At 74.9% G+C, this 21,097-nt stretch carries 22 protein-coding genes and 1 pseudogene; 11 read left to right on the top strand and 12 right to left on the bottom strand.

From position 1 onward, the window contains the following. Position 1: 1 nt before the first annotated feature. Genes ACQEVU_RS10170 through ACQEVU_RS10160 form a run of 3 tightly spaced genes read left to right on the top strand, consistent with a single transcriptional unit; the run spans position 2 to position 1,836 of the window. Positions 2-439 (top strand): acyl-CoA thioesterase, encoded by a 438-nt coding sequence (locus ACQEVU_RS10170; RefSeq protein WP_433322408.1) that lies wholly within the window; start codon positions 2-4, stop codon positions 437-439. After that, the gene (locus ACQEVU_RS10165; RefSeq protein ID WP_433322407.1) at positions 432-944 is read left to right on the top strand and encodes a flavin reductase family protein; all 513 of its coding nucleotides are present in this window, start codon (positions 432-434) and stop codon (positions 942-944) included. The genes ACQEVU_RS10170 and ACQEVU_RS10165 overlap by 8 nt, the downstream gene beginning before the upstream one ends. Continuing rightward, complete coding sequence (locus ACQEVU_RS10160; RefSeq protein ID WP_433322406.1) at positions 925-1,836, top strand: hypothetical protein; 912 nt, start codon at positions 925-927, stop codon at positions 1,834-1,836. The genes ACQEVU_RS10165 and ACQEVU_RS10160 overlap by 20 nt, the downstream gene beginning before the upstream one ends. A gap of 16 nt (positions 1,837-1,852) precedes the next feature. On the opposite strand, the gene ACQEVU_RS10155 is transcribed toward ACQEVU_RS10160, so the two are convergent. Then, on the bottom strand, positions 1,853-2,164 hold the full coding sequence (locus ACQEVU_RS10155; protein WP_433322405.1) for a hypothetical protein: 312 nt from the start codon (positions 2,162-2,164) through the stop codon (positions 1,853-1,855). Positions 2,165-2,280: 116 nt separating this feature from the next. On the opposite strand from ACQEVU_RS10155, the gene ACQEVU_RS10150 reads away from it, so the two are divergent. After that, positions 2,281-4,020: a hypothetical protein gene (locus ACQEVU_RS10150; protein ID WP_433322404.1), complete on the top strand. Its 1,740-nt coding sequence runs from the start codon at positions 2,281-2,283 to the stop codon at positions 4,018-4,020. Positions 4,021-4,224: 204 nt separating this feature from the next. Further along, positions 4,225-4,965, top strand: a complete 741-nt coding sequence (locus ACQEVU_RS10145) for a sulfite exporter TauE/SafE family protein (protein ID WP_433322403.1) — start codon at positions 4,225-4,227, stop codon at positions 4,963-4,965. A 608-nt stretch (positions 4,966-5,573) separates the two neighbouring features. On the opposite strand, the gene ACQEVU_RS10140 is transcribed toward ACQEVU_RS10145, so the two are convergent. From ACQEVU_RS10140 to ACQEVU_RS10115, 6 genes are all read right to left on the bottom strand, one after another. Continuing rightward, a complete protein-coding gene (locus ACQEVU_RS10140) occupies positions 5,574-6,182 on the bottom strand; it encodes a hypothetical protein (RefSeq protein WP_433322402.1) in 609 nt (202 codons plus the stop codon). Positions 6,183-6,315: 133 nt separating this feature from the next. Then, positions 6,316-6,684, bottom strand: a complete 369-nt coding sequence (locus ACQEVU_RS10135) for a hypothetical protein (protein ID WP_433322400.1) — start codon at positions 6,682-6,684, stop codon at positions 6,316-6,318. Continuing rightward, entirely contained in the window at positions 6,636-7,421 is a 786-nt protein-coding gene (locus ACQEVU_RS10130; RefSeq protein WP_433322399.1) for an ABC transporter permease, read from the bottom strand. The genes ACQEVU_RS10135 and ACQEVU_RS10130 overlap by 49 nt, the downstream gene beginning before the upstream one ends. Beyond that, complete coding sequence (locus ACQEVU_RS10125) at positions 7,418-8,191, bottom strand: ABC transporter permease (protein WP_433322398.1); 774 nt, start codon at positions 8,189-8,191, stop codon at positions 7,418-7,420. Before ACQEVU_RS10125 ends, ACQEVU_RS10130 begins: the two co-directional genes overlap by 4 nt. Beyond that, entirely contained in the window at positions 8,188-9,174 is a 987-nt protein-coding gene (locus ACQEVU_RS10120; RefSeq protein ID WP_433322397.1) for an ABC transporter ATP-binding protein, read from the bottom strand. The genes ACQEVU_RS10125 and ACQEVU_RS10120 overlap by 4 nt, the downstream gene beginning before the upstream one ends. Positions 9,175-9,231: 57 nt before the next feature. Beyond that, positions 9,232-9,435 (bottom strand): hypothetical protein, encoded by a 204-nt coding sequence (locus ACQEVU_RS10115; RefSeq protein WP_433322396.1) that lies wholly within the window; start codon positions 9,433-9,435, stop codon positions 9,232-9,234. A 121-nt stretch (positions 9,436-9,556) separates the two neighbouring features. Between ACQEVU_RS10115 and ACQEVU_RS10110 the strand changes: the two genes are divergently transcribed. Then, a complete protein-coding gene (locus ACQEVU_RS10110; RefSeq protein WP_433322395.1) occupies positions 9,557-10,153 on the top strand; it encodes an HdeD family acid-resistance protein in 597 nt (198 codons plus the stop codon). A gap of 45 nt (positions 10,154-10,198) precedes the next feature. On the opposite strand, the gene ACQEVU_RS10105 is transcribed toward ACQEVU_RS10110, so the two are convergent. After that, positions 10,199-11,563, bottom strand: coding sequence for an NAD(P)/FAD-dependent oxidoreductase (locus ACQEVU_RS10105; RefSeq protein ID WP_433322394.1), 1,365 nt, complete (start codon positions 11,561-11,563; stop codon positions 10,199-10,201). Positions 11,564-11,652: 89 nt separating this feature from the next. Here ACQEVU_RS10105 and ACQEVU_RS10100 point away from each other — a divergent pair, with 89 nt between their 5' ends. Continuing rightward, positions 11,653-12,057 (top strand): GNAT family N-acetyltransferase, encoded by a 405-nt coding sequence (locus tag ACQEVU_RS10100; RefSeq protein ID WP_433322393.1) that lies wholly within the window; start codon positions 11,653-11,655, stop codon positions 12,055-12,057. Here ACQEVU_RS10100 and ACQEVU_RS10095 read toward each other — a convergent pair. Further along, complete coding sequence (locus ACQEVU_RS10095; protein ID WP_433322392.1) at positions 12,054-12,584, bottom strand: hypothetical protein; 531 nt, start codon at positions 12,582-12,584, stop codon at positions 12,054-12,056. The genes ACQEVU_RS10100 and ACQEVU_RS10095 overlap by 4 nt on opposite strands. A gap of 117 nt (positions 12,585-12,701) precedes the next feature. Between ACQEVU_RS10095 and ACQEVU_RS10090 the strand changes: the two genes are divergently transcribed. Together ACQEVU_RS10090 and ACQEVU_RS10085 are read left to right on the top strand one after the other, a co-directional pair. Then, entirely contained in the window at positions 12,702-13,712 is a 1,011-nt protein-coding gene (locus tag ACQEVU_RS10090; protein WP_433322391.1) for a hypothetical protein, read from the top strand. Between the two features lie 191 nt (positions 13,713-13,903). Then, positions 13,904-14,551: a DivIVA domain-containing protein gene (locus tag ACQEVU_RS10085; RefSeq protein WP_433322389.1), complete on the top strand. Its 648-nt coding sequence runs from the start codon at positions 13,904-13,906 to the stop codon at positions 14,549-14,551. Positions 14,552-14,731: 180 nt separating this feature from the next. Here the strand turns inward: ACQEVU_RS10085 and ACQEVU_RS10080 are convergent. Then, a pseudogene (locus tag ACQEVU_RS10080) lies at positions 14,732-15,541 on the bottom strand (2Fe-2S iron-sulfur cluster-binding protein); the annotation flags it as partial. Between the two features lie 12 nt (positions 15,542-15,553). Here ACQEVU_RS10080 and ACQEVU_RS10075 point away from each other — a divergent pair. Continuing rightward, a complete protein-coding gene (locus ACQEVU_RS10075) occupies positions 15,554-16,315 on the top strand; it encodes a cyclase family protein (protein WP_433322387.1) in 762 nt (253 codons plus the stop codon). 10 nt (positions 16,316-16,325) lie between these two features. Next, positions 16,326-17,960: a thiamine pyrophosphate-binding protein gene (locus ACQEVU_RS10070; protein WP_433322385.1), complete on the top strand. Its 1,635-nt coding sequence runs from the start codon at positions 16,326-16,328 to the stop codon at positions 17,958-17,960. A 12-nt stretch (positions 17,961-17,972) separates the two neighbouring features. On the opposite strand, the gene ACQEVU_RS10065 is transcribed toward ACQEVU_RS10070, so the two are convergent. Together ACQEVU_RS10065 and ACQEVU_RS10060 are read right to left on the bottom strand one after the other, a co-directional pair. After that, positions 17,973-20,105, bottom strand: a complete 2,133-nt coding sequence (locus ACQEVU_RS10065) for a xanthine dehydrogenase family protein molybdopterin-binding subunit (protein ID WP_433322383.1) — start codon at positions 20,103-20,105, stop codon at positions 17,973-17,975. Next, positions 20,102-21,097 (bottom strand): FAD binding domain-containing protein, encoded by a 996-nt coding sequence (locus tag ACQEVU_RS10060; RefSeq protein WP_433322381.1) that lies wholly within the window; start codon positions 21,095-21,097, stop codon positions 20,102-20,104. Before ACQEVU_RS10060 ends, ACQEVU_RS10065 begins: the two co-directional genes overlap by 4 nt.

The raw sequence follows: 21,097 nt of genomic DNA, 5'->3' as shown, positions 1-21,097 counted from the left end.
CGTGCACCGCGCCTACATCTACGAGCACGTCGTCGGCTTCGAGGAGACCAACCTCGTCGGCAACGTGTACTTCGTCAACTACCTGCGCTGGCAGGGCCGCTGCCGCGAGCTGTTCCTGCGCGAGCACGCGCCCGAGGTGCTCACCGAGCTCAAGGACGACCTGCGGATGTTCACGCTGCGGGTCGAGTGCGACTTCTTCGCCGAGCTCGACGCGTTCGACGAGCTGATCGTGCGGATGAGCCTGGCCGAGCTGACCCAGACGCAGCTGGAGCTCGGGTTCGAGTACCTGCGCGGGAGCACCCCGGTGGCCCGCGGCCGGCAGCGGATCGCGTGCATGCGGGCCGTCGACGGGCAGATCGCGCCGACCCATGTGCCGGCCGCGCTGGTGCGCGCCCTCGCGCCGTACCGCGCCGCCGACCAGGTGGCCGGCCATGCTTGATGTGACGGTCGAGGCGCCGCTGCGGGCGGTGCTGGGCACGTTCGCCACCGGGGTGACGGTCGTGACGGTCGGCGACCCGGTGCCGCACGGCATGACCGCGAACTCGTTCACCTCGGTGTCGCTGGACCCGCCGCTGGTACTCGTCTGCGTCAACCGCGGCAGCGTCATGCAGCGCCGGCTCGAGCGCGCCGACTGCTTCGCGGTGTCGGTCCTCGACGCCGCGCAGCGCGACGTCGCCGCCCGCTTCGCCGACCGCTCCCGGCCCGGCGGCGCCGCCCAGTTCGACGGCGTCGCCTGCGAGCCCGGCGCCCACACCGGCGCCCCGCTCATCGCCGGTGCCCTGGCCTGGCTGGAGTGCCGGCGCTGGCGCACCTACGACGGCGGCGACCACTGGATCCACGTCGGCCGGGTGCTGTCGGTACGCCGGGCCGCGCACGGCGACGCCCTGATGTTCTTCGAAGGCCACTATCTCGACGGAGGTCACCATGACGCTGACCGTTCCTGAAACCGCGACTCCCGTCCGCCGCGGGCGGACCGTGGCGATCGGCGCCGCCGCCGGCGTCCTGCTGGCGTTCCTGTGGTCGTCCAAACTGGTCGACCAGGTCATCGGCGAGCGCGTGGCCGACGCGATCCTCGGCCGCGACGCCGACGCGAGCGCGATCGCCGGGACGTTCGGCGGGCTGCTGTTCGCGTTCGTCTCCGGCTTCGCCGGCACGTTCACCGCGTGCAACATCGCGATGGCGGCGTCGATCGGGCCGATGAGCGTCGCCGGCGGGGCCGGCGAGCGCCCGTCCGCCCGCGCCTTCCTGCGCCCGGTCGGGCTGCTGGCGCTCGGCATGGTCGCCGTCTCGGCCACCTACGGGTTCGTCGGCGTGCTGCTCGGCGACCGCCTGCCGCAGCTGTCCGGCGCCACGGCCGGTGGGATGCCGGTGCGGGTCATCCAGTCGGCGGTGGTGTTCGGGGTCATCGGGCTGGCCCTGGCGTACCTCGGCCTGGCCATGCTCGGCGTCCTACCCGACCCGTTCGCGACCCGCCCGGCGTGGCGCGTGGTGGCGCTGGGCGCGCTCATCGGCGGCTTCCTCGTCGGGCGCCCCTACCCGCTGTTCAACAAGCTGTTCCACTGGGCCGCCGACACCGGCAACCCGTTCTACGGCGCCGGCGCGCTCGCCCTGCAGTCGCTTGGCAACGTCGTCATCGTCACCGTGGTGTTCGCGCTGCTGATGGCCGGCACCCGGGGCCGCTTCCTGCACTGGCTCACCGCCGACCCGCGCCGCACGATGGCGCTCGCCGGCGCGCTGCTCATCGCCCTGGGCGTCTTCGACGTCGTGTACTGGGACCTGCGGGTGCCCGCGCACTTCGGCTACGGCTGGTTCCCCGCGGCGCCGTACAACATGTGACGCCGCGGGGCCGGTGCTACAGGTAGGCGATGGCGGTGCCGACGATCTCCGTGTTGCGCGCGCACTGGGCGATCGACGTGTCCCGGCCCGGGCCGTACACGAGCGAGCCGTTGGCATAGAACTGGCGCCCGTCGCCGAAGCGCTCGCAGGTCAGCCGCAGGTACCAGCGCTCGGTCAGCGTCGTGGTGCACGTCGCCGACATCAGGTTCTGCGACAGGTTCGAGCCGTACACGCACCCGGTGACCGCCGCCGCGGCCGGCTGGGCGCTCAGCCCGACCAGTCCGGCCGCGGCGAGCACGCCGGCGGCCGCCACATTGCGGATTCGCATTTGCCCTCCTCGATAGGTGTGGACCGAGCGTAGTGAGCGCGGCGACCGGCGAAGTCTCATCGCCGTCTCAACCGCGACCCGCCGGACATCGACGTCGATCTTGCTATCCTGCCGTGATGCCGACCGCGTTACCCGACGCGCGCCGGGTGCTCGCCGGCCTGCTCGGGCCCGCCCGGCCGCCCTCGGCGCCGCGGGTCGTCAACCTCGTCGGCCCGCTGGGCGTCGGCAAGTCGCGGCTGCTGGCCGAGGTGGCCGGCCCGGGCTCGGGGGTGCCGAGGCCGTGGATCTTCGACGGCGCCGACAGCGAGCCCCGTATCCGCGCCGCCCGCCGCCGGATGCGCCGCGCCCCGGCCGGCACCGTCGTCGTGGTCGCCGGCCGGCGGCCCCTCCTGGGCCGGCCGGCCTGGGGCGGCGAGCCGGCCGCCGTCGTCGAGCTTGCGCCGTGGCCGCCGGAGCGCATCCGCGCCCTGGTCGCCTCGCTCGGCGTGACCGGGTCCGGCTCGCTCGACCTCGCCGTGCGCATCGGCGGCGGCATCCCGCTGCTGGCCCGGGCGGTCGCCGGGGCGCTGCTGTCCGGCGCGGATCCCCGCTCGCCGGGGGCGCTCGCCGATGCGGCCGCTGATGTCGTACTGCGCCGCCTCCGCCTGGAGGCCCCCGCCCTCGACCCGGCCGCGCTGCCGGTCCTCGCCACCGTCGACGGCGCCGACGAGGAGCTGCTGTCCGCCCTGACGCCGCTGCCGCGCGGCCGCTTCGACGAGCTCGCGCGCCTCAGCGTGGTGCGGGCGGACGCGCACGGCCTCGCGGTCGCGGAGCCGTTCCGGACGGTGCTCGACCTCGCGTACCGCTGGCGGAAACCGGGGCAGCGAAGACAGCTCGCCGCGAAGGCCGCCGCCCGCCGCCACGGCCAGGTCGCGCTCACCGCCGACGCCCGGCTGCGGGCCCGCATCGCCGAGCAGGTGCTGTTCCTGTCCGCGCGCCCGCGGCTGCGCGACGACCTGTTCGCCGAGCTGCCCGGCCCGATGCGGGTACGCCCGGGCGAGGCCGCCGACGCCGGCCACATGGGCCGCCTGACCCGCCAGTGGGCCGCCACCGAGGGCCTCGACGCCCGCGGCGCCGACCGGATGCTGCAACGCTGGCTCGACGGCGCCGAGCACGGCTTCCACATGCTCGTCGACGGCGAGGACCGCCCCGTCGGCATGGTCAACCTGACACCGCTGGACGCCGGCCCCGCCCCGGTCCTGGAGCCACTGCTGCAGCAGCACGCCGAGGCGCTGGCCGGCTCCGGCACCGGCGGGGCGGTGGTCGGGATGATGGCGGTCGACGAGCGCCACGCCCGCTTCCAGCCGCTGCTCGTACGCCAGATCCTGGCTCAGGGCATCTCCCGCGGCCGGCTCGTCGTGTCGACGCCGTGGCTGCCGTACCAGCAGATGTGCGCCCGCTTCGGCCTGCGCCGGGTCGGGCAGACCCGCGACGACCTGTACCGCTGCGGCCGCACCAACGCGGTCTACGCCCGCGGCTTCCGCCCGGCGCAGCTGCCCGCCTGGCTGGGCCGGCTGCAGGCGCCGCCTTCGCCGGAGCAGGAGCCGGACGTCGCGGTCGTGCGCGCCGCCCTGGAGGCCCTGCGGGCCGGCCGCCCGGCACTGCCGCCGCTGGCCGACCGGGTGATGGCCGCCGTCGTCGCGCTCGGCGCCTCGCCGTCGCCGGTGGACCGGGAGGCGGCGGCGGTTTTGGGCGGCTACTACGTGCGCGGCGCCGGGGGCCACGAGCTCGTCGCGCACTCGCTGCATCTGAGCCGGGCGACGTACTTCCGCCGCCTGCGCCAGGGTTTGGCCCGCGTCGCCGAACTCCTGGCGTGACCCCTGCGGCGGTGACCACGCATACCTCGGGCCTGTTCGCCGAGTTCCCAGCCCGTCGTGGATGTGGGCCCAGTCGATCGCCAGCACTTCCCCGGCCGCATCGCCGAGGTCGCCCCGAGCAGCGCTTGTCGCGGCCGGTGACCGGTTGCACATCGCGCCGACGGGGCGACGGCCGGCGCGGGGCGGGGGAGCAGACTCGGGCCGGTGGCGTGGTGGATGTATCCGGTGCTGCTCGCGGCCGGGTTCGGCGGCGGCCTCGTCGGCTCCGTGGCCGGGGTCGCGTCGCTCGTCAGCTATCCGGTGCTGCTCGCCCTGGGCCTGCCGCCCGTCGCCGCGAACGTCACCAACAGCGTCGCGCTCGTGGGCAGTACCGCCGGATCGGTCGCCGGATCGCGGACCGAACTGGAGGGCCAGGGCCGCCGGATCCGCTGGCTCGCCGTGGCCGCCGTCGCGGGCGGGATCGCCGGCAGCGGCCTGCTGCTGCTCGCCCCGGCCGAGTCGTTCGAGCTGATCGTCCCCTGGCTGATAGCCCTGGCCTCGGTCGCGGTGCTGTTACCCCGCCGCCCGACCGAGGTCGAGCACGGCAACAGCTGGGCACTGACCGGCGGGGTCGCGCTGATCGGCGTGTACGGCGGATACTTCGGCGCCGCCGCCGGCGTCATGCTGCTGGCCCTGCTGCTGGCGATGACGCCGGACTCGTTCGCGCGCGGCAACGCGATGAAGAACGTCCTGCTCGGCGCGGCCAACGCCGTGGCCGCGCTGGCCTACGCGGTGTTCGGGGCCGTGCACTGGATCGCGGTGCTGCCGCTGGGCCTCGGCTTCTTCATCGGCGGCCGGATCGGCCCGGCCATCGTCCGGCGCACCCAGCCGAAGCTCCTGCGGGTGCTGGTCGCCCTGCTGGGCCTCGGCCTCGCCGCGAACCTCGCCTGGCACGCCTACCGGTAAGGGCGCCCCCAGCCACGCGCCCGCCGAGTCTCGGCGCAGCCGCGGGTTTGTTTGTCAGTCCGCACTGACAACCTTCGGGCGCGCCTCCCACCATGCTGTTTGTCAGTGCACACTGACAAACCTCGGCACGCCGGGCCAGCCGCGGACCAAGCCAGCGCGCCTGACGTTGAGAGCGGCCCCAGCCACGCGCCCGCTGGGCTTGGCGCAGCCTCGCGGTTGTTTGTCAGTCCACACTGACAAACTTGGGTCCGCCTCCCACCATGCGCACGCTGGGGCTTGGCCCAGCCTCGCAGTTGTTTGTCAGTCCACACTGACAAACTTGGGTCCGCCTCCCACCATGCACACGCTGGGGCTTGGCACAGCCTCGCGGTTGTTTGTCAGTCCACACTGACAAACTTGGGTGCGCCTCCCACCATGCGCACGCTGGGGCTTGGCACAGCCTCGCAGTTGTTTGTCAGTCCACACTGACAAACTTGGGTGCGCCTCCCACCATGCGCACGCTGGGGCTTGGCACAGCCTCGCAGTTGTTTGTCAGTCCACACTGACAAACTTGGGTCCGCCTCCCACCATGCGCACGCTGGGGCTTGGCACAGCCTCGCAGTTGTTTGTCAGTCCACACTGACAAACTTGGGTGCGCCTCCCACCATGCGCACGCTGGGGCTTGGCGCAGCCTCGCAGTTGTTTGTCAGTCCACACTGACAAACTTGGGGCACGCCTTCCACCATGCTGTTTGTCAGTGCACACTGACAAACCTCGCGACGGCACGCCTGGCCCAGCCGCGCACGAGGCCCGGCCTCATCGGTAGGCGCGGCGAGTCTGGAACGGTAGGCACGGCGAGTCAGGAACAGTAGGCACGGCGAGTCAGGAACAGTAGGCGCGGCGAGTCTGGAACGGCGGGCGCGGCGAGTTCGGCCGCACACCAGGCCGGCGTGCCTACCGGTGAGGCGGTCCCAGCCGCGGGACAGGCGGCGGGCGGCGAACGCGCCGGCCACCGCGCCGAGCGCGAGCAGCGCGGCCGCCGGTAGGAGCGTCCGCGACAGCCGGCCGTCCAGCGCGGACTGCAGCATCGACAGCGCCCAGTGGCCGGGCGAAGCCTCGCCGGCGGCCCGCGGCCACGGCGGGAACAGGATCGTGGGCACCAGCGCGCCGCCGAGCCTGGCGAGCACGAGTGCGCCGATGGCGCTGGCCGCGCCGAGTTCGCCGGAGCTGCGCACCATGGCGGCGAGGGCGGTGCCGAGCGCGAGCAGCGCTGGCGCTCCAGACCGCGGCGGCGAGGGCCGGCAAACCGTATGCGCCGGCACCGCGCGGGTGGGTGCCGGTGAGCGTTGTGCCGTACAGCAGAAGGCTCCCCTACTGCAGCAGCAACACCGCGTAGGCGGGCAGGGTCTTGCCCAGCAGCAGCTCGTAGCCGCGGGTCCGCCTGGCGCGCAGCCGGTCCCACGTGTGCCGGGCGCGCTCGGCCAGGGTCGTGGTGCCCACAATGGACAGTGCCAGCATCGAGTACAGCACCATCATCCCGGTGATCATCTTCGCCGAGCCGCCGGCCGCCGCGCGCTGGAAGACGGGTCGCAGGACCGGCACGAGCTGGCCCGGATCGCGGGGCGGCAGCAGCCTGTTGTGCCGGGCGACGGCGGCGATGCGCCGCAGGGAGCGCCTCGACAGGGCCGGGCTCAGGCCATGTCGAGAGTGGCGTGGCGGCGGCTCTCCCGCTCGAACCACGCCAGCAACCCCAGGCCCACGGCCGCGTACACCAGCCCCAGCCCGGCCTCCGCGAACAGGTCCGCGCGCACCGCGCCGAGTGTCGCGCCGGCCGCGACCCGCCGGGCCGCGTCGATGCCGTGCGTGAGCGGCATCCAGTGGGCCGCCGCGGCCATCCAGGGCGGCAGCGACGACAGCGGCACGTTGACGCCGGCGAAGATGAGCAGGATGCCGAACAGGATGTTGGGCAGCACCGCCGTCTCGCGCACCCGCAGGGCGAGCGCGGCGTTGGCCAGGCCCAGCCCGGTGCAGGCGAAGGCCGACACGGCCACGACGAGCGTGAGCGGGACGGCGGACTCCGGCCGCAGGTGTACCCCCAGCAGCAGCGCCCCCGCGAACAGCGCGACGACGGACACGACGAGCCCGTTGACGATGACGGGCAGCGCCCGGCCGAGGAACAGCGGGATGCGGGCGGCCGGCGAGGCCAGCAGCAGCGGCAGCGTCGCCTGCTGCCGCTCGCCGCTGATCGTGTTGCCCATCGCGAACAGGCAGGGGATCGAGGCGTACTGCACGGCGTTGCCGATGACGAAGAACGCGTCGTCCTGGGCGCCCGCGGCGCGGCCGACGTAGGCGAAGAACAGGATCTGGAAGATCGGACCGAGGACGAACGTGGGCACGAGGATCCACGGGCTCAGCCACGAGAACAGGGCGCGGTAGCTCGTCAGCCCGCCGATGAAGAAGAGCCGGACGGCGTTCACGACAGCGCCAGCGTCGCGTTGGCGCGGGCCGAGTCGAGCAGCCGCCGGGCCAGCAGGGTGCCGAGGATGCCGTAGACGGCGGCGAGCCCGAGGCAGCCGGCGATGCCGGGCAGCGGGTTGCCGCCGACCGCGGCGGCCCGCACCGCGTCGATGCCCCAGGTCGGCGCGAGCAGCCACGACACCGGCCGGCTCCAGCCGGGCAGCAGGGACAGCGGCACGAGGAAGCCGCACAGCAGCCACACCGGGAACTCCAGCGCCGTGCCGAGGGCCCAGGCGGTGCGGTACCGGACGGAGGAGACCGCGACCAGGAAGCCCAGGACGCCGACCGCGGCCACGGTGGCCAGGCAGGCGGCCACGAACGCCAGGGGGTCCCGCACGGTGATGTCGATGCCGAACGCGAACCGCCCCCACAGCAGGGTGGCGACGAGGCTGTACGCCCCGACGGTGGCCATCGACAGCGTCATCGGCAGGATCAGCAGCGGAAACGGCGTCGGCGCGGCGACCAGCAGCTCGAGGGTGCCCTGGCGGCGCTCCTGCTGCAGCGACGAGGCGGCGGTCGTGCTCGTCGACGACCACACGCCCATGATGCTCGCCCCGATCGCCGCCGACAGCAGCGCCGGGCCGGACGCGCCGGCGCCGCGGTACATCATGAAGACGGTGTTGGCGAAGAACAGCGGGTAGAGCACGCCGAGGATGCCGTCGAACGCCGAGCGGCTGCGCAGCTTCAGCTGCAGCCACCAGGCGACGGCGACGACGCGGACGTACCTCACGACTGCCCGACCAGCTCGACGTAGGCGTCCTCGAGCGTCGGCGAGCGGGTGGCGACGCGCCCGACCCGGGCCCCGTCGAGCAGCCCGAGCACGGCCGGCGTCAGCTCGGCGCCCGGCTCGGTGTGCACCAGCAGCACCTGCGCCGGCCCGCGCTCCTCCACGCTGACCGAGCGCACCCCGCCGAGCCCCCGCACCCGGTCGGGGACCTCCCCCGCGAGCCCGAACACCTCGAACTCGACGACGTTGCCGACGCTGACGCGCTGCTTGAGCTCCTCCGGCGTGCCGCCGGCCAGGATGCGCCCGCCGCTGATGACCGCGATGCGGTGGCACAGCTCGTCGGCCTCGAACATGTAGTGCGTGGTCAGCAGGACGGTCGTGCCGATCTCGACGAGCGCCTTGACGGTCTGGCGCAGCTCGCGCGCGCCGACGGGGTCGATGCCGATGCTGGGCTCGTCGAGGAACAGCACCTCGGGCCGGTGCAGCAGCCCGCGCGCGATGTGCAGCCGCTGGCGCATGCCCCGCGAGTAGCCCTCGACCCGCTCGCGTTCGCGGCCGTTGAGCCCGACCAGCTCGAGCAGCTCGCCGATGCGCGCCCGCTGCTCGCGGGCCGGCACGGCGTACAGCTCGGCGAAGTAGCGCAGGTTGTCCAGCCCCGACAGCCGGTCGTAGAGCCCGCGGTCGCCGCCGAACACGTACCCGACCCGCCGCCGCACCTCCCGCGGCTGCGCCACGACGTCGTAGCCGAGCACCCGCACCCGCCCGCTCGTCGGCAGCAGCAGGGTGATGAGCATCTTGATGGTCGTGGTCTTCCCGGCTCCGTTGGGCCCCAGCAGCCCGAACAGCTCGCCCCGCTCGACGCGGAAGCCGACCCCGCGCACCGCCTCGACGACCTTCTCGGTGCGCCGCAGCCGCGAGCGCGACCGGAACGTGCGCGTCAGATCCTCCACCTCGATGACGGGCATCCGCTCCCCCTCGCGACCCATCGACGGCGTCCGTTCAGGGCTCGAACCTAACATCGATCGCCCGCGCGCGATGTCCCCTCACAGCGCAGGGACGACCCTCGACACGTGCCCGGTCGCGGGATCGACGACCACGAGCAGCCCGCCGCCGCGCGCGTACGCCGGATCGCACAACAGCACCGCCACCTCCCCGTCGCGCCGCACGACCTGCGCATCGACCAGCGACCCGTGCCCACGCCGCGCGGCGACGCCCCGCGCGATGGCGATCAGCTCCTCGTCGTCCACGGCCCCGATCGTGGCACGCGCGATCACCCGCCACAGGCGAGGGGCGGCCGCCCGGGACGGGTGAGGCTGGACGAGCCGGGGCTAACCCGGGCAGAGGACGCACGCCCGTTTTGGAGGAGCCATGAGCAGTGTTTCAGGGCACGCCGGGCAGCCGGCGGCCCGGGTGGCGCACGAGGTGGCGGTGCCGTTCTGGCGGCTCATCGGCGTCGGCGCGGTGACGGTGCTGTTCGGGCTGGCGGTGCTCGCGTGGCCGCACGCGACGCTGCGCCTGCTGGGGATACTCGCCGGCGTGTGGCTGCTGGCGATCGGCCTGCTGCGCGTCGGTGGCGCCTTCCGGGCCGGGCCCGACGAGGCCGGTCATCACGTGTCGGTACGCCAGGTCATCGACGCCGCGTTCGGCCTGCTGCTGGCGGTGGTCGGCATCGCGTGCCTGGTGTCGGCGTCGGCCGGCGTGGTGACCGTGTCCGTGCTCATCGGCCTCGCCTGGATGCTCAGCGGCTTCGCCGCGATGCTGCTGGGCACGTTCGCGGCGGGCCCGACGCGGTCCTGGCTGCTGGGGATGGGCACGGCCGCGGTCGTCGTCGGCCTGGTGTTCCTGTTCTGGCCCGGCGTCTCGCTGCAGGTGCTGGTGCTGCTGACCGGGATCGCCGCGGTGGCGTTCGGCATCGCCGAGATCGCCATCGCCATCAGCGCCCGGCGAGCCCTCACCGCCCGCTGACCGGCACCGGGGCCGGGTGCGACCCGGCCCCGGTGCGGCGGGCGATCAGCCGACCGGCACCTCGCGCGCCGCTTCGGCGGCGGGGGCGGGCGCCGGCCGGCCGTTGCGCAGCACCCGGGTCAGCATGGCCGGGGTCAGCAGCGACTGCGGGGGCCGCATGAGGTTGGTGACCTCGAGGAAGCGGCGCGCGACGGCGGCGTCGTGCCCGGTCGCCGCCTGGACGCGGGCGACGTACGCGTTGAGCATCTCGGTCCGCCGGCTGCGCGGCCCGTCGACGAACGGGTACGCCAGGTCGCCGCCCGCCGACATGTCCCACGGCACGTCGACGACGCGGGCCGCCCGCGCGTAGAACCGGCGCGGCAGCCCGTCGAGCCCCTTCCTCAGGGCCAGGCCGAGCTCGCGCGCCTCGGCGACGGCGACCGTCATCCCCTGGCCGTACGCCGGGTTGAAGCTGCACAGCGCGTCCCCGATGGACACCAGCCGCTCCGGCAGCCGCGTGAGCCGCTCGTAGCGCCGGCGCACGCTGCCGGGCAGGCGCAGGCGCATCGGGTCGTTCAGCGGCTCGGCGTCGCGCATCAGGCGGTGCAGGCGCGGGTCGGGCAGCTTCGCGGCGAAGGCGAGGTACCCGTCCGGGTCGGCCGGCGGGGCCTGGCCGGCGCCGACCCCGAGCAGGGTGACCATCCAGCGGTCGCCCTCGACGCCGAGGGCGATGCCGCCGTACGGGCGGGCGGGGCCGCCGGGCGCGTTGAGGATGGCGGCGAAGTCCTCGCGGCCGGGCACGCGGCGGTAGTCGCGGGAGACGTAGACGGTGCCGGCGTCGATGCGATCCTCGGCCGGCCGCTCGAAGCCCAGCGCCGCGAGCCAGGCCGGCCCGCGGTTGCCCCGCCCGGTGGCGTCGACGACGAGGTCGGCCCGGACCTCGTGCTCGGCACCGCCGCTGAGCGGCCGCACGGTGGCGCCGGTGACGCGGGTGCCGTCGAAGCACAGCCCCGTCGCCTCGTGGCCGTCGAGCACGGTGATGCCGGGCAGCGCGGCCACGCGGCGGCGCAGGCACGCCTCCAGCGCGGCCCGGCTGACCGTGAGCCCGCCCAGGCCCGACGCGGCGCGCGGGGCGGGCCGGTCGCCGAAGACCCAGACGACGTCGCGCTGGATGTCCAGCGGTACGGCGCCCTGCCCGGCCAGCTCCGCGGTGAACCCGGGGAACAGCTCCTCCAGCACCTCCCGCCCGCGGGCGAGCAGCCCGTGGCCGTGCTCGCCCTGCGGCACCCCGCGGCGGTCGGCGGCCCCGTCGGGCAGGGTGTCGCGGTCGAAGACGGTGACCCGGTCAAATGTATTGAGCAGCGCGCGGGCCGCCGCAAGCCCCGCGATGCTGGCGCCAAGAACTACGGCGTGGCGGTGGTTGTCAGACATCCATCCACGGTGACGCATGCCCCGGCGCGGCACCGTCGGCATTGGGACAGCCCGGCTGTCCGGTCGCAGGGGCGGCTAAAGTGCGTGGTGTGGTGCACATCCGGCAGTTCGACTGGCCCGACTACGACGCCGTGGTGGCACTGTGGACGGTCGCGGGCAATGATGTGGTACTGCGGCCGGAGCTCGAGGCGAAGCTCGCCCGCGACCCGGAGCTGTTCCTGGTCGCCGAGGCCGCCGGGGGCGCGGTCGTGGCCGTGGTCCTGGGCGCGTACGACGGCCGCCGCGGCTGGATCCTGCGCCTGGCCGTCGACCCCGGCCACCGCCGCCGGGGCGTGGCCGGCGACCTCGTCGCCGAGCTCGAGCGTCGGCTGCGGGCGCTGGGCTGCCCGCGGGCCAACCTCATGGTCCTGCCGGACAACGAGGCCGGCCTGCGGTTCTGGCAGTCGCGGGGGTACGTCCCGGTCCCCGACGTGCTGTGCACCAAGCCGCTCTAGGACCCCAGGTCGGTGTAGGCCACCAGCTGGATCGCGAGCACGCCGACGACCAGCGCCTCCACGATGGACAGGAGGACGAACGGCCAGGCCCACGGCCCGTTGACCCAGTACACGACGAGGGCGCTGAGCGCCGGCAGGCAGAACACGCCGAGGTCCACGACGAGCTGGAGGCGCTTGCGCATCGGACGGCGCGGATCGGACCGGTGCGCGTCCTCCCACCCGAACACGTCGTCGGCCCCCGCGGCGAGCCTGGGCCGCAGGACGTCGCGGATGTACCGCCCGATCGCCGACACCTTCTCGTCGTTCACGAGGTAGGTCCACCCGAGCACCACGGACACGGGCGGCAGCAGGAGCAGCAGGTTGGCGTGCCCCTTCGCGGAGAGCGTGGCCGCGACGACCCCGGCCATCGAGGCGAGCGTGGCGTAGACGAGGTTGTCGCGGAACCCGATGCGCGTCTTCTGCTCGTCCTTGAGCCGCTCGTACTCCACCAGCCACAGCTTCTCGCGACTGATCTCCGGTTCCGCCATGCCCAGCCCCTCCGTCGTACGAACTCGGTGGTGCGATCGTGTCATTGTCGATGGCCGACCGGACGAACGACACCGACGCACCCCGATCCCGCCTCTTCGCTGTGGCAAAGTGTCGAGGTGGCTGACGCATCCTCGGCCGGACTCCCGGCGGCCGACGCGGTCGTCCTGACGGCGCTGCCGGAGGAGCGCGACGCGTTCCTCGCCGTGCTCGACGGCGTGCAGCCCGTCCGCCGCAACGGCGTCGACCTGCACACCGCCCGGCTCGGCGGCCTGCTCGTCGCCGTCGACTCCCTGCACGGTATGGGCAACCCCGGCGCCGCGGTCACGGCCGGCGCGCTGCTGGCCAGATGGCGCAGCCCGCACGTGCTGCTCGTCGGCATCGCCGGCGGCGTCGGCGCGGCCGGCGTGCGCATCGGCGACGTCGTCGTGCCCGACCAGGTCGTCGGCTACGAGCCCGCGAAGGTCCGCCCCGACGGCCCGCAGCGCCGCCCCGAGGCGTACCGCCCGGACTTCGACCTGCTCACCGTGGCGCAGAGCGTGCAAGCCGAGGAGTGGGTACCGCGGATCCGCGCCGAGCGGCCCGCCCCCGACGACCCGGCCGTCCACTTCGGCACCGTGCTCAGCGGCGAGAAGGTCATCGCCGACGCGGCCCTGCTCGCCGAGCTGCGCGCGGAGTGGCCCAGGACGGTCGGCGTGGAGATGGAGAGCTTCGGGGTCGCGCTCGCCGCCTACCGCTTCGGCGGCCGGTTCCTGATGGTCAAGGGGGCGAGCGACCTCGCCGACGCGGCCAAGGACGACCGCTGGCGGGCGTACGCCGCCGAGGCCGCGGCCCGCTTCGCCGTCGCGGTGCTGCACCGCCTGCCGGCCGCCGACCCGGGCCGCCTGCCGGACCTGCACGTCCCCGGCCCGGTCATGGTGCAGGTCTGCCGGCGCCTCGTGCACGACTGGCCGGAGCTCGCGCGGTACTTCGAGATCCCCGAGCACACCCGCGCGGCCTTCCGCCAGGGCGACGAGCCGGCCCGCGTGTGGGAGTGGCTCGCCTCCCGCCGCCGCCTGCGCGAGCTGCCGGCCGCGCTGGTGGCCCTCGGCCGCGAGGACCTGGCCGAGGAGCTGCTGCATGTCGCCTGATCCCGCGGCTCGGGTTTCTTAGGTCCGGCTTTGGTGACGGTTAACAGCGCCTGAGTGGTGGTGGCGATCGGCGGTGCGTCGGGTAGCCTCCGCGAGGCGTTCCGGGGCGGCATGTCTGCGGAAATGTGTCGGGGCAGCGAGGAGGCAGGGACATGACGCAAAACGTGATGCAACCGTACGATGGGCGCCTGGTGGCGGGTCCCGGGGAGCCGCAGGCGCCGCGCGGGGACATCGGCGAGCAGGCCAAGGCGCTGCAGGTGCTCACCATGGCGCAGCGCACGGCCGAGGAGCACATCGAGTCGGCGCGGCGCGAGGCCGAGCACATCCGCGGCGAGGCGCACGCCGAGGCTCGGCACATCGTCGGGGAGGCGCAGGCGCAGGCCGACTCGCTGCGCGACGAGGCCGAGAACCTGCTCAACCGGGCGCGCAGCGCGGCCGAGAAGGTGGCCCGCGACGCGCAGGAGTTCGCCGCCGGCACCGAGCGGCACGCCGCCGAGGTCATGGGCGAGGCGCAGGGGCGCGCCGAGGACATCGTGCGCGACGCGCAGGCCAACGCGCAGGAGATCAAGCAGCGGGCGGAGCGCATCTACGAGGACGTCGTGGGCGGGCTGACCGCGAAGCGGCAGGCGCTGCAGGCGCAGATCGAGGCGCTCGAGCAGTTCGACCACGAGTACCGCTCGCGGCTGACCGGGTTCATGCAGCAGCAGATGCGGGCGCTGTGGGTCGGGCAGCCGCAGGTCGAGCCGGCGTTTCAGGACTCGGCGCCGGTCGCCGGCGAGCTGCTGCCGGCCGACCACGACGAGCACGAGGACGACCGCGAGCCACAGCTCGCCGACTGAAACTTCCGAAGCGCACCCCCCGGGGCCCGCGCGGCCCCGGGGCATCTCCTTGACAGCGCTCGACCCGGCCACCGGCCGCCGGGCGGGACGGCCGCGGGGCGGGGGCGGCGGCACGGCGACCGGCGCGGGCTCGGCGGCGGCGTCGAGGTCGATGACCGCCGGGCCGCGCACCCGCGCGCAGCAGGCGAGCCGGGCCGATGGGCCGAGGTCGAGCCGGCGCAGGGTGGCGGCCTCCTCCGCGGTCGGCGGGGACAGCTCGCCGGAGACGACGCGCACCGGGTCGGCGCCGCAGACGCCCATCCGGCAGCCGGCCTCGATCGGCAGCCCGTCGCGCTCGGCGAGCTCGAGGAGGCTCGCGCCGGGCTCGGCGACGACCCGCCGCTCGTGCGGCCGGAACGTCACCTCGATGCCGTCGGCGGCGGCCGCCGCGAGGGGCAGGGCCGTCGCGATGGCCGGGGTGGCCGCCGCGTGCCGCACATACCGCAGTCGTACGCCATGAGTCCGCCACAGCCACACCCCGGCCACGACCGGCACGCCGATGCGCAACCTCGACCCGGCCGCCGGCGACGATCCACAGGCAGCGCTCGGCGGCGCCGGCGGCCAGGACGGTCTCGCCCGGCCGGTACCGGCGGGCGGGGGCGTGCTCGCGCACGAGGGCCCAGGCCCGCTCCCCGGCGTCGCGCAGCAGCGCCGCGCCGCCCGGCTCCGGCGGCGCGCCGGGATACGTGAACAACGAGTCGTCCATCGACCGCAGACAGTATCCCGGCCGTGCAAGCGGACAGTTCGGCGTTTCGGGTGTAACGCTGCGCGTGCGAGGCCGTCAGGATCCCCGGAGGGCGCACCGGTGACGCTTGGGAGGCCGCAGGGATGGACAGCTACTGCGCGTGGGGGGACCTCGACGGCGACTCGGTGTAGTGCACGGCGGCGGCGACGGGCTCCTTGACGAGGTGCAGGGTCGCGGGACCGTTGACGCGCGAGATCCGAATGCATAGCGTCCCCGGCATGTCGCTCTTGTCCGATCTGGTGGACGCCGTCACCGCCGGCTCGATCGAGGTGGTCGACCTGACCGCCCCGCTCAGCGGCGACACGCCGATCCTGCAGCTGCCCGCGCCGTTCGGGAACACCTGGCGCTTCGAGTTCGAGGAGATCAGCCGGTACGACGACCGGGGCCCGGCGTGGTACTGGAACAACTTCCGCTCCGGCGAGCACACCGGCACGCACTTCGACGCGCCCATCCACTGGGTCACCGGGCGCGACGGCGAGGACGTCGCCCAGGTGCCGGCCCGCAAGCTGGTCGCGCCGGCCGTCGTCATCGACCGCGCCGACCGGGCCGCCGAGGACCCCGGCTACCTGCTGCAGATCGACGACGTGCGGGCCTGGGAGGCCGAGCACGGGCCGCTGCCGGCCGGCGGCTGGCTGCTGTACCGCACCGGCTGGGACGCCCGCGGCGAAGACGACGCGGCGTTCCTCAACGCCGGCAACACCCCCGGCATCTCGGTCGAGTGCGCCCAGTGGCTCGCCGCGGAGGCGCCGATCGTCGGCTTGGGCGTGGAGACCGTCGGCACCGACGCCGGGGCCGCGCACTCCTTCGACCCGCCGTTCCCGTGCCACTCGTTCCTGCTCGGCGCCGGGAAGTACGGCCTGACGCAGCTGCGCAACCTGGACCGCCTGCCGACCCGGGGCGCCGTCGTGATCGCGGCCCCGCTGCCGATCCTGCGCGGCTCGGGCAGCCCGGCGCGCGTCCTCGCCCTCGTCGAGCGCTGAGGGCCGGGCCGTGCTCGTCGCCGAGGCCGTCGGGCGGGCGCTGGTCGCCGCCGGCGTCGAGTGCGCGTTCGGCGTGGTCGGCAGCGGCAACTTCCATCTGACCAACGCCCTCGTGGCGGCCGGCGCGCGGTTCGTCGCCGCCCGGCACGAGGGCGGCGCGGCGGTGATGGCCGACGCCTACGCCCGCACGTCGGGCCGGCTCGGCGTGCTCACCCTGCACCAGGGGCCGGGCCTGACCAACGCGCTCACCGGCATCGCCGAGGCGGCCAAGAGCCGCACGCCGATGGTGGTGCTCGCGGCCGACACCGGTGCGGCCGGCGCCCGGTCGAACTTCCGGCTCGACCAGGCGGCCCTCGCCGCCGGCGTCGGCGCCGCCTACGAGCGGGCGGCGACGGCCGAGTCCGCGGTCGCCGACGTGCTGCGCGCGGCCCGCCGGGCCCACGCCGAGCGGCGCACGGTGCTCGTCAGCCTGCCGCTGGACGTGCAGGGCGGCGACACCGCGCCGCCGCCCGCCGTCGTCGCGATGCCGCCGCTGCCGGCGATGGCGCCGGACCCGGCCGCGGTGGCCGCCCTCGCCGACCTGCTGCAGGGCGCCCGGCGGCCCGTGTTCGTGGCCGGCCGCGGGGCCCGCGACCCGCTCGCCGCCGCCGCGATCGCCGCCCTGGCCGAGCGGTGCGGCGCCCTGCTCGCCACGTCCGCCGTCGCCAAGGGACTGTTCAACGGCAATCCGTGGTACCTCGACGTCTCCGGCGGCTTCGCCTCCCCTACTGCCGCCGAGCGCATCGCCGCCGCCGACGCCGTCGTGGCGTGGGGCTGCGCGCTCAACATGTGGACGACCCGCCACGGCCGGCTGCTGGGGCCGGACGCCGCCGTCGCCCAGGTCGACGTCGACGCCGAGGCGCTGCACGCCAACCCGCGGGTCGGCCTCGGCGTCCTCGGCGACGCCGGCGCCACCGCCGCGGCCGTCGGCGAGCTGCTCGCCGCCCGCGGGCACACCGCCGAGGGCTGCCGGGCCGAGCCGCTGCCGTCAGTGCGGTGGCGGGACGTGCCGTACGAGGACGAGGGCGGCGACGGGCGCATCGACCCGCGCACGCTGTCGATCGGCCTCGACGACCGGCTGCCGGCGCAGCGGACGCTCGCCGTCGACTCCGGCAACTTCATGGGCTATCCGTCGATGTACCTCTCCGTGCCCGACACCGCCGGCTTCTGCTTCACCCAGGCGTTCCAGTCCGTCGGCCTCGGCCTGGCCACCGCGGTCGGCGCCGCCGTCGCCCGCCCCGACCGCCTGACCGTGGCCGCGCTCGGCGACGGCGGGTTCCTCATGGGCGTCTCGGAGCTGGAGACGGTGGTGCGGCTCGGCCTGCCGATGGTGATCGTGGTGTACAACGACGCCGCCTACGGCGCCGAGGTGCACCACTTCGGGCCGCACGGCCACCCGCTCGACACCGTGGTGTTTCCCGACACGGACCTGGCCGCGATCGCCCGCGGCTACGGGTGCGCGGCCGCGACCGTTCGGGCGCCGGACGATCTCGAAACCGTCGCCGAATGGGCCGCCGGCCCGCGCGACCGTCCACTGTTGATAGACGCGAAGGTCACCGGCGTCCGCGGCTCGTGGTGGCTGGAGGAGGCGTTCCGGGGACACTGACCGCAGGCCCGCTCACAGCAGGTCGGCCAGCGTGATCGGCAGGTGGCGCACGCGCCGGCCGGTCGCGTGGAACACGGCGTTGGCGACGGCGGCGGCGACGCCCACCAGCGACACCTCGCCGAGGCCCTTCACGCCGACGGGGTTGAGCAGCCGGTCGGGCCGGTCGACGAACTCGACGTCGATCCGCCCGACGTCGGCGTTGACGGTCAGCGGGTACTCCTCCAGGGTCGCGTTGACGAACCCGCCGTAGCGCTCGTCGACCTCGAGCCGCTCGCGCAGCGCCGCGCCCAGGCCCCACACGACGCCGCCGCGGACCTGGCTCGCCGCCGTCACATGGCTCGCCACCCGGCCGCAGTCGGCGACGCTCACCACCCGCGGCACGCGGATCCGCCGGGTGCCCGCCTCGACGCGGACCTCGACGAAGTGCGCGATGAAGCTGAAGGCGACGAAGTCGTCGTACACCGGACCGGCCAGCGTGACGAGGCCCGTCCGCGCCCGCTCCAGCATCGGCTGCGGCAGGCCGTTGGAGGCGCTCACGGCCACCGGCCCGCCGGCCGGCGCCCGCCCGCCGAGGGTCTCGCGCAGCTTCAGCACGGCCGCGTGTACCGCGGGCAGCGCCGACGACGTCCCCCACGACCCGGCCGTCAGGTGCTGCGCGGCAACCCGCGTGTCGCCCAGCCCCACGCTGACGCGGTCCACCGGCACGCCCATGAGGTCGGCGACGAGCAGCGCGATCGCGGAGCGGATGCCCTGACCCATCTCGTGGCCGTCGACCTCGACGCCGAAGCGGCCGTCCGGGTACGCCACCGCCCGCGCGACCGCCGGCGTGGTCGCGACCGGGTAGGCGCCGATCGCCACGCCCCAGCCGACCTGCGCCCCGTCGGCCGCGGTCCACGTCGCCGGCTCGGGGCGGCGCTTGCCCCAGCCGAACAGCTCCGCGCCGCGGGTCAGGCACTCGGCGACGTACCGGGACGAGAACGGCCGCCCGGTCACCGGGTCCTGCGTGGTGTCGTTGGCCAGCCGCAGCTCCACCGGGTCGCGGCCGGCGGCGTTGGCGAGCTCGTCGACGGCGCACTCCATGGCCCAGGCGCCCGGGTGCTCGAACGGCGCCCGCATGTACCCCGGCGTCTGCACGTCGGTCTGCACCAGCCGCTGCCGGCCGCGGAACGCCCCGAAGCCGTACAGCCGCGACGTCACGTCGGTGAACATGGCCGGGAACAGGTCGTGGCGCGACGTCTGCTGGTCCGCCTCGTGCACCGCGGCGAGCAGCCGCCCGTCGCGGTCGGCCCCGACGGCGATGCGGTGGCGGCTCACCGGCCGGAAGCTCGCCTGATGGAACACCTGCGGCCGGCTCAGCACCAGCTTCACCGGCCGGCCGAGGCGCCGCGCGGCGACGGCGAGCGGGCCGATGTGCGGCTGCAGGGAGTTCTTCTGGCCGAAGCCGCCGCCGGTGTACGGCGAGACGACCTCGATCCGCTCCGCGTCGATGCCGAGCTGGCGGGCCAGCCCGTACCGGATCGACGAGGCGTTCTGGGTGCCCTCGTGCACGACGAGGGTGTCGCCGCGCCAGTGCACGACGGCGCCGATGAGCTCCATCGGGGCGGAGTTCTGCGCCGGGTGCTCGTAGACGGCGTCGACGGTCACGTCGGCCCTGGCGAGCTCCGCGTCGGCGTCGCCGACCACGATGTCGGCCAGGAACGGCAGCGGGATCGCCTCCTGCTGCAGGACGACCGTCGCGCCCGGGTCGTCGATGGTGACGGCGTGCGGCTCGGCGTCGTAGCGCGCCTCGACGAGCTCGGCGGCGTGGGCGGCGGCGACCGGGTCGTCGGCGACGACGAGGGCGACGGGCTGCCCGCGGTACGCGATGCGGTCCGTGGTCAGCGGCTGGAGGCTCTGGAAGGCGAACCCGTCGGCCATGAGGAACCCGGCCGGGCGCAGCTCGTCCTCGCCGAGGCGGGTCAGCACGAGCCGCACGCCCGGCACCGCCTCCGCGCGGGACGTGTCGAGCGCGGCGATCCGTCCACGGTCGACGGTGGCGGTCGCGAGCGCCGCGTGCAGCAGCCCGTCGGGCACCCGGTCGGCGGCGAACAGCGCCGCACCCATGACCTTCTCGCGGGCGTCGACCCGGGCGCGGGAGCCGCTCATCGATCCTCCGCAAGGGACATCAGCGCGTCGGCGACGGTGCGGGCGCCGAGCTCCACCTTGTACGCGTTGTCGCGGCCCGGCCGCGCCCCAAGCATGGCGATGCCGCCGGCCTCGCGCGCGCCGGCGGCGGTGAGCGGGCGGCCGATGACGGCCCGCTCGGCCTCCGCGGCCCGCCAGGGCACGGTCGCGACGCCGCCGAGCGCGATCCGGCACTCGCGGACCTCCCCGCCCGCGCCGCGCACGACGCCGACGGCGGCCGCCGCGAGCGCGAACGCGTAGCTTTCCCGGGGCCGGACCTTCAGGAATGCCGACTCGCGCGCGACCGCCGAGGCCGGCACCCGCACGCGGGTGATGAGCTCGCCCGGCCGCAGCGTGTGCTCGAGGTGCGGCGTGTCGCCGGGCGGGCGGTGCAGGTCGGCGATCGGCAGGGTGCGCGCCCCGGCCGGGCCCTCGACGTCGACGACGGCGTCGAAGGCGATGAGGGCGACGGCGAGGTCGCCCGGGTACGTGGCGATGCAGTCCTCGCTGCCGCCGAGCACGGCGTGGCCGCCGTCGCGGCCGCCGAGGGCCGCGCAGCCGCTGCCGGGGTCGCGCTTGTTGCACGGGAACGGCGCCCCGGCCCGGAAGTAGGTGCAGCGGGTGCGCTGCAGCAGGTTCCCGCCGATGGTGGCCATGTTGCGCAGCTGCTGCGACGCGGCCCGCCACAGCGACTGCGCCACGGCCGGGAAGTCGCGCACCACGGCGGGGTGGGCGGCCGCGCGGGCCATGCGGGTCCCGGCGCCGATGACGAGCTCGCCGCCGGCGACGCCGATGTGATCGAGTTCGGGCAGGCGGTGGATGTCCACGACGGCCGCCGGTGTCTCGACGCCGATTTTCATGAGGTCGTACAGCGTGGTGCCCCCGGCCAGCGCCCGGAACCGGGAGCCTCCGTCGCGCAGCGTGTCCAGGGCCTGGGCCAGGTTCTCGGGCCGGTGGTAGGCGAACGGGCGCAT

The organism is Dactylosporangium sp. CA-139066 (assembly GCF_050936175.1).
GTDB lineage: Bacteria > Actinomycetota > Actinomycetes > Mycobacteriales > Micromonosporaceae > Dactylosporangium.
The sequence above is the reverse complement of the archived record's forward strand: the minus strand, read 5'-3'. Positions and strand labels throughout refer to the sequence as shown.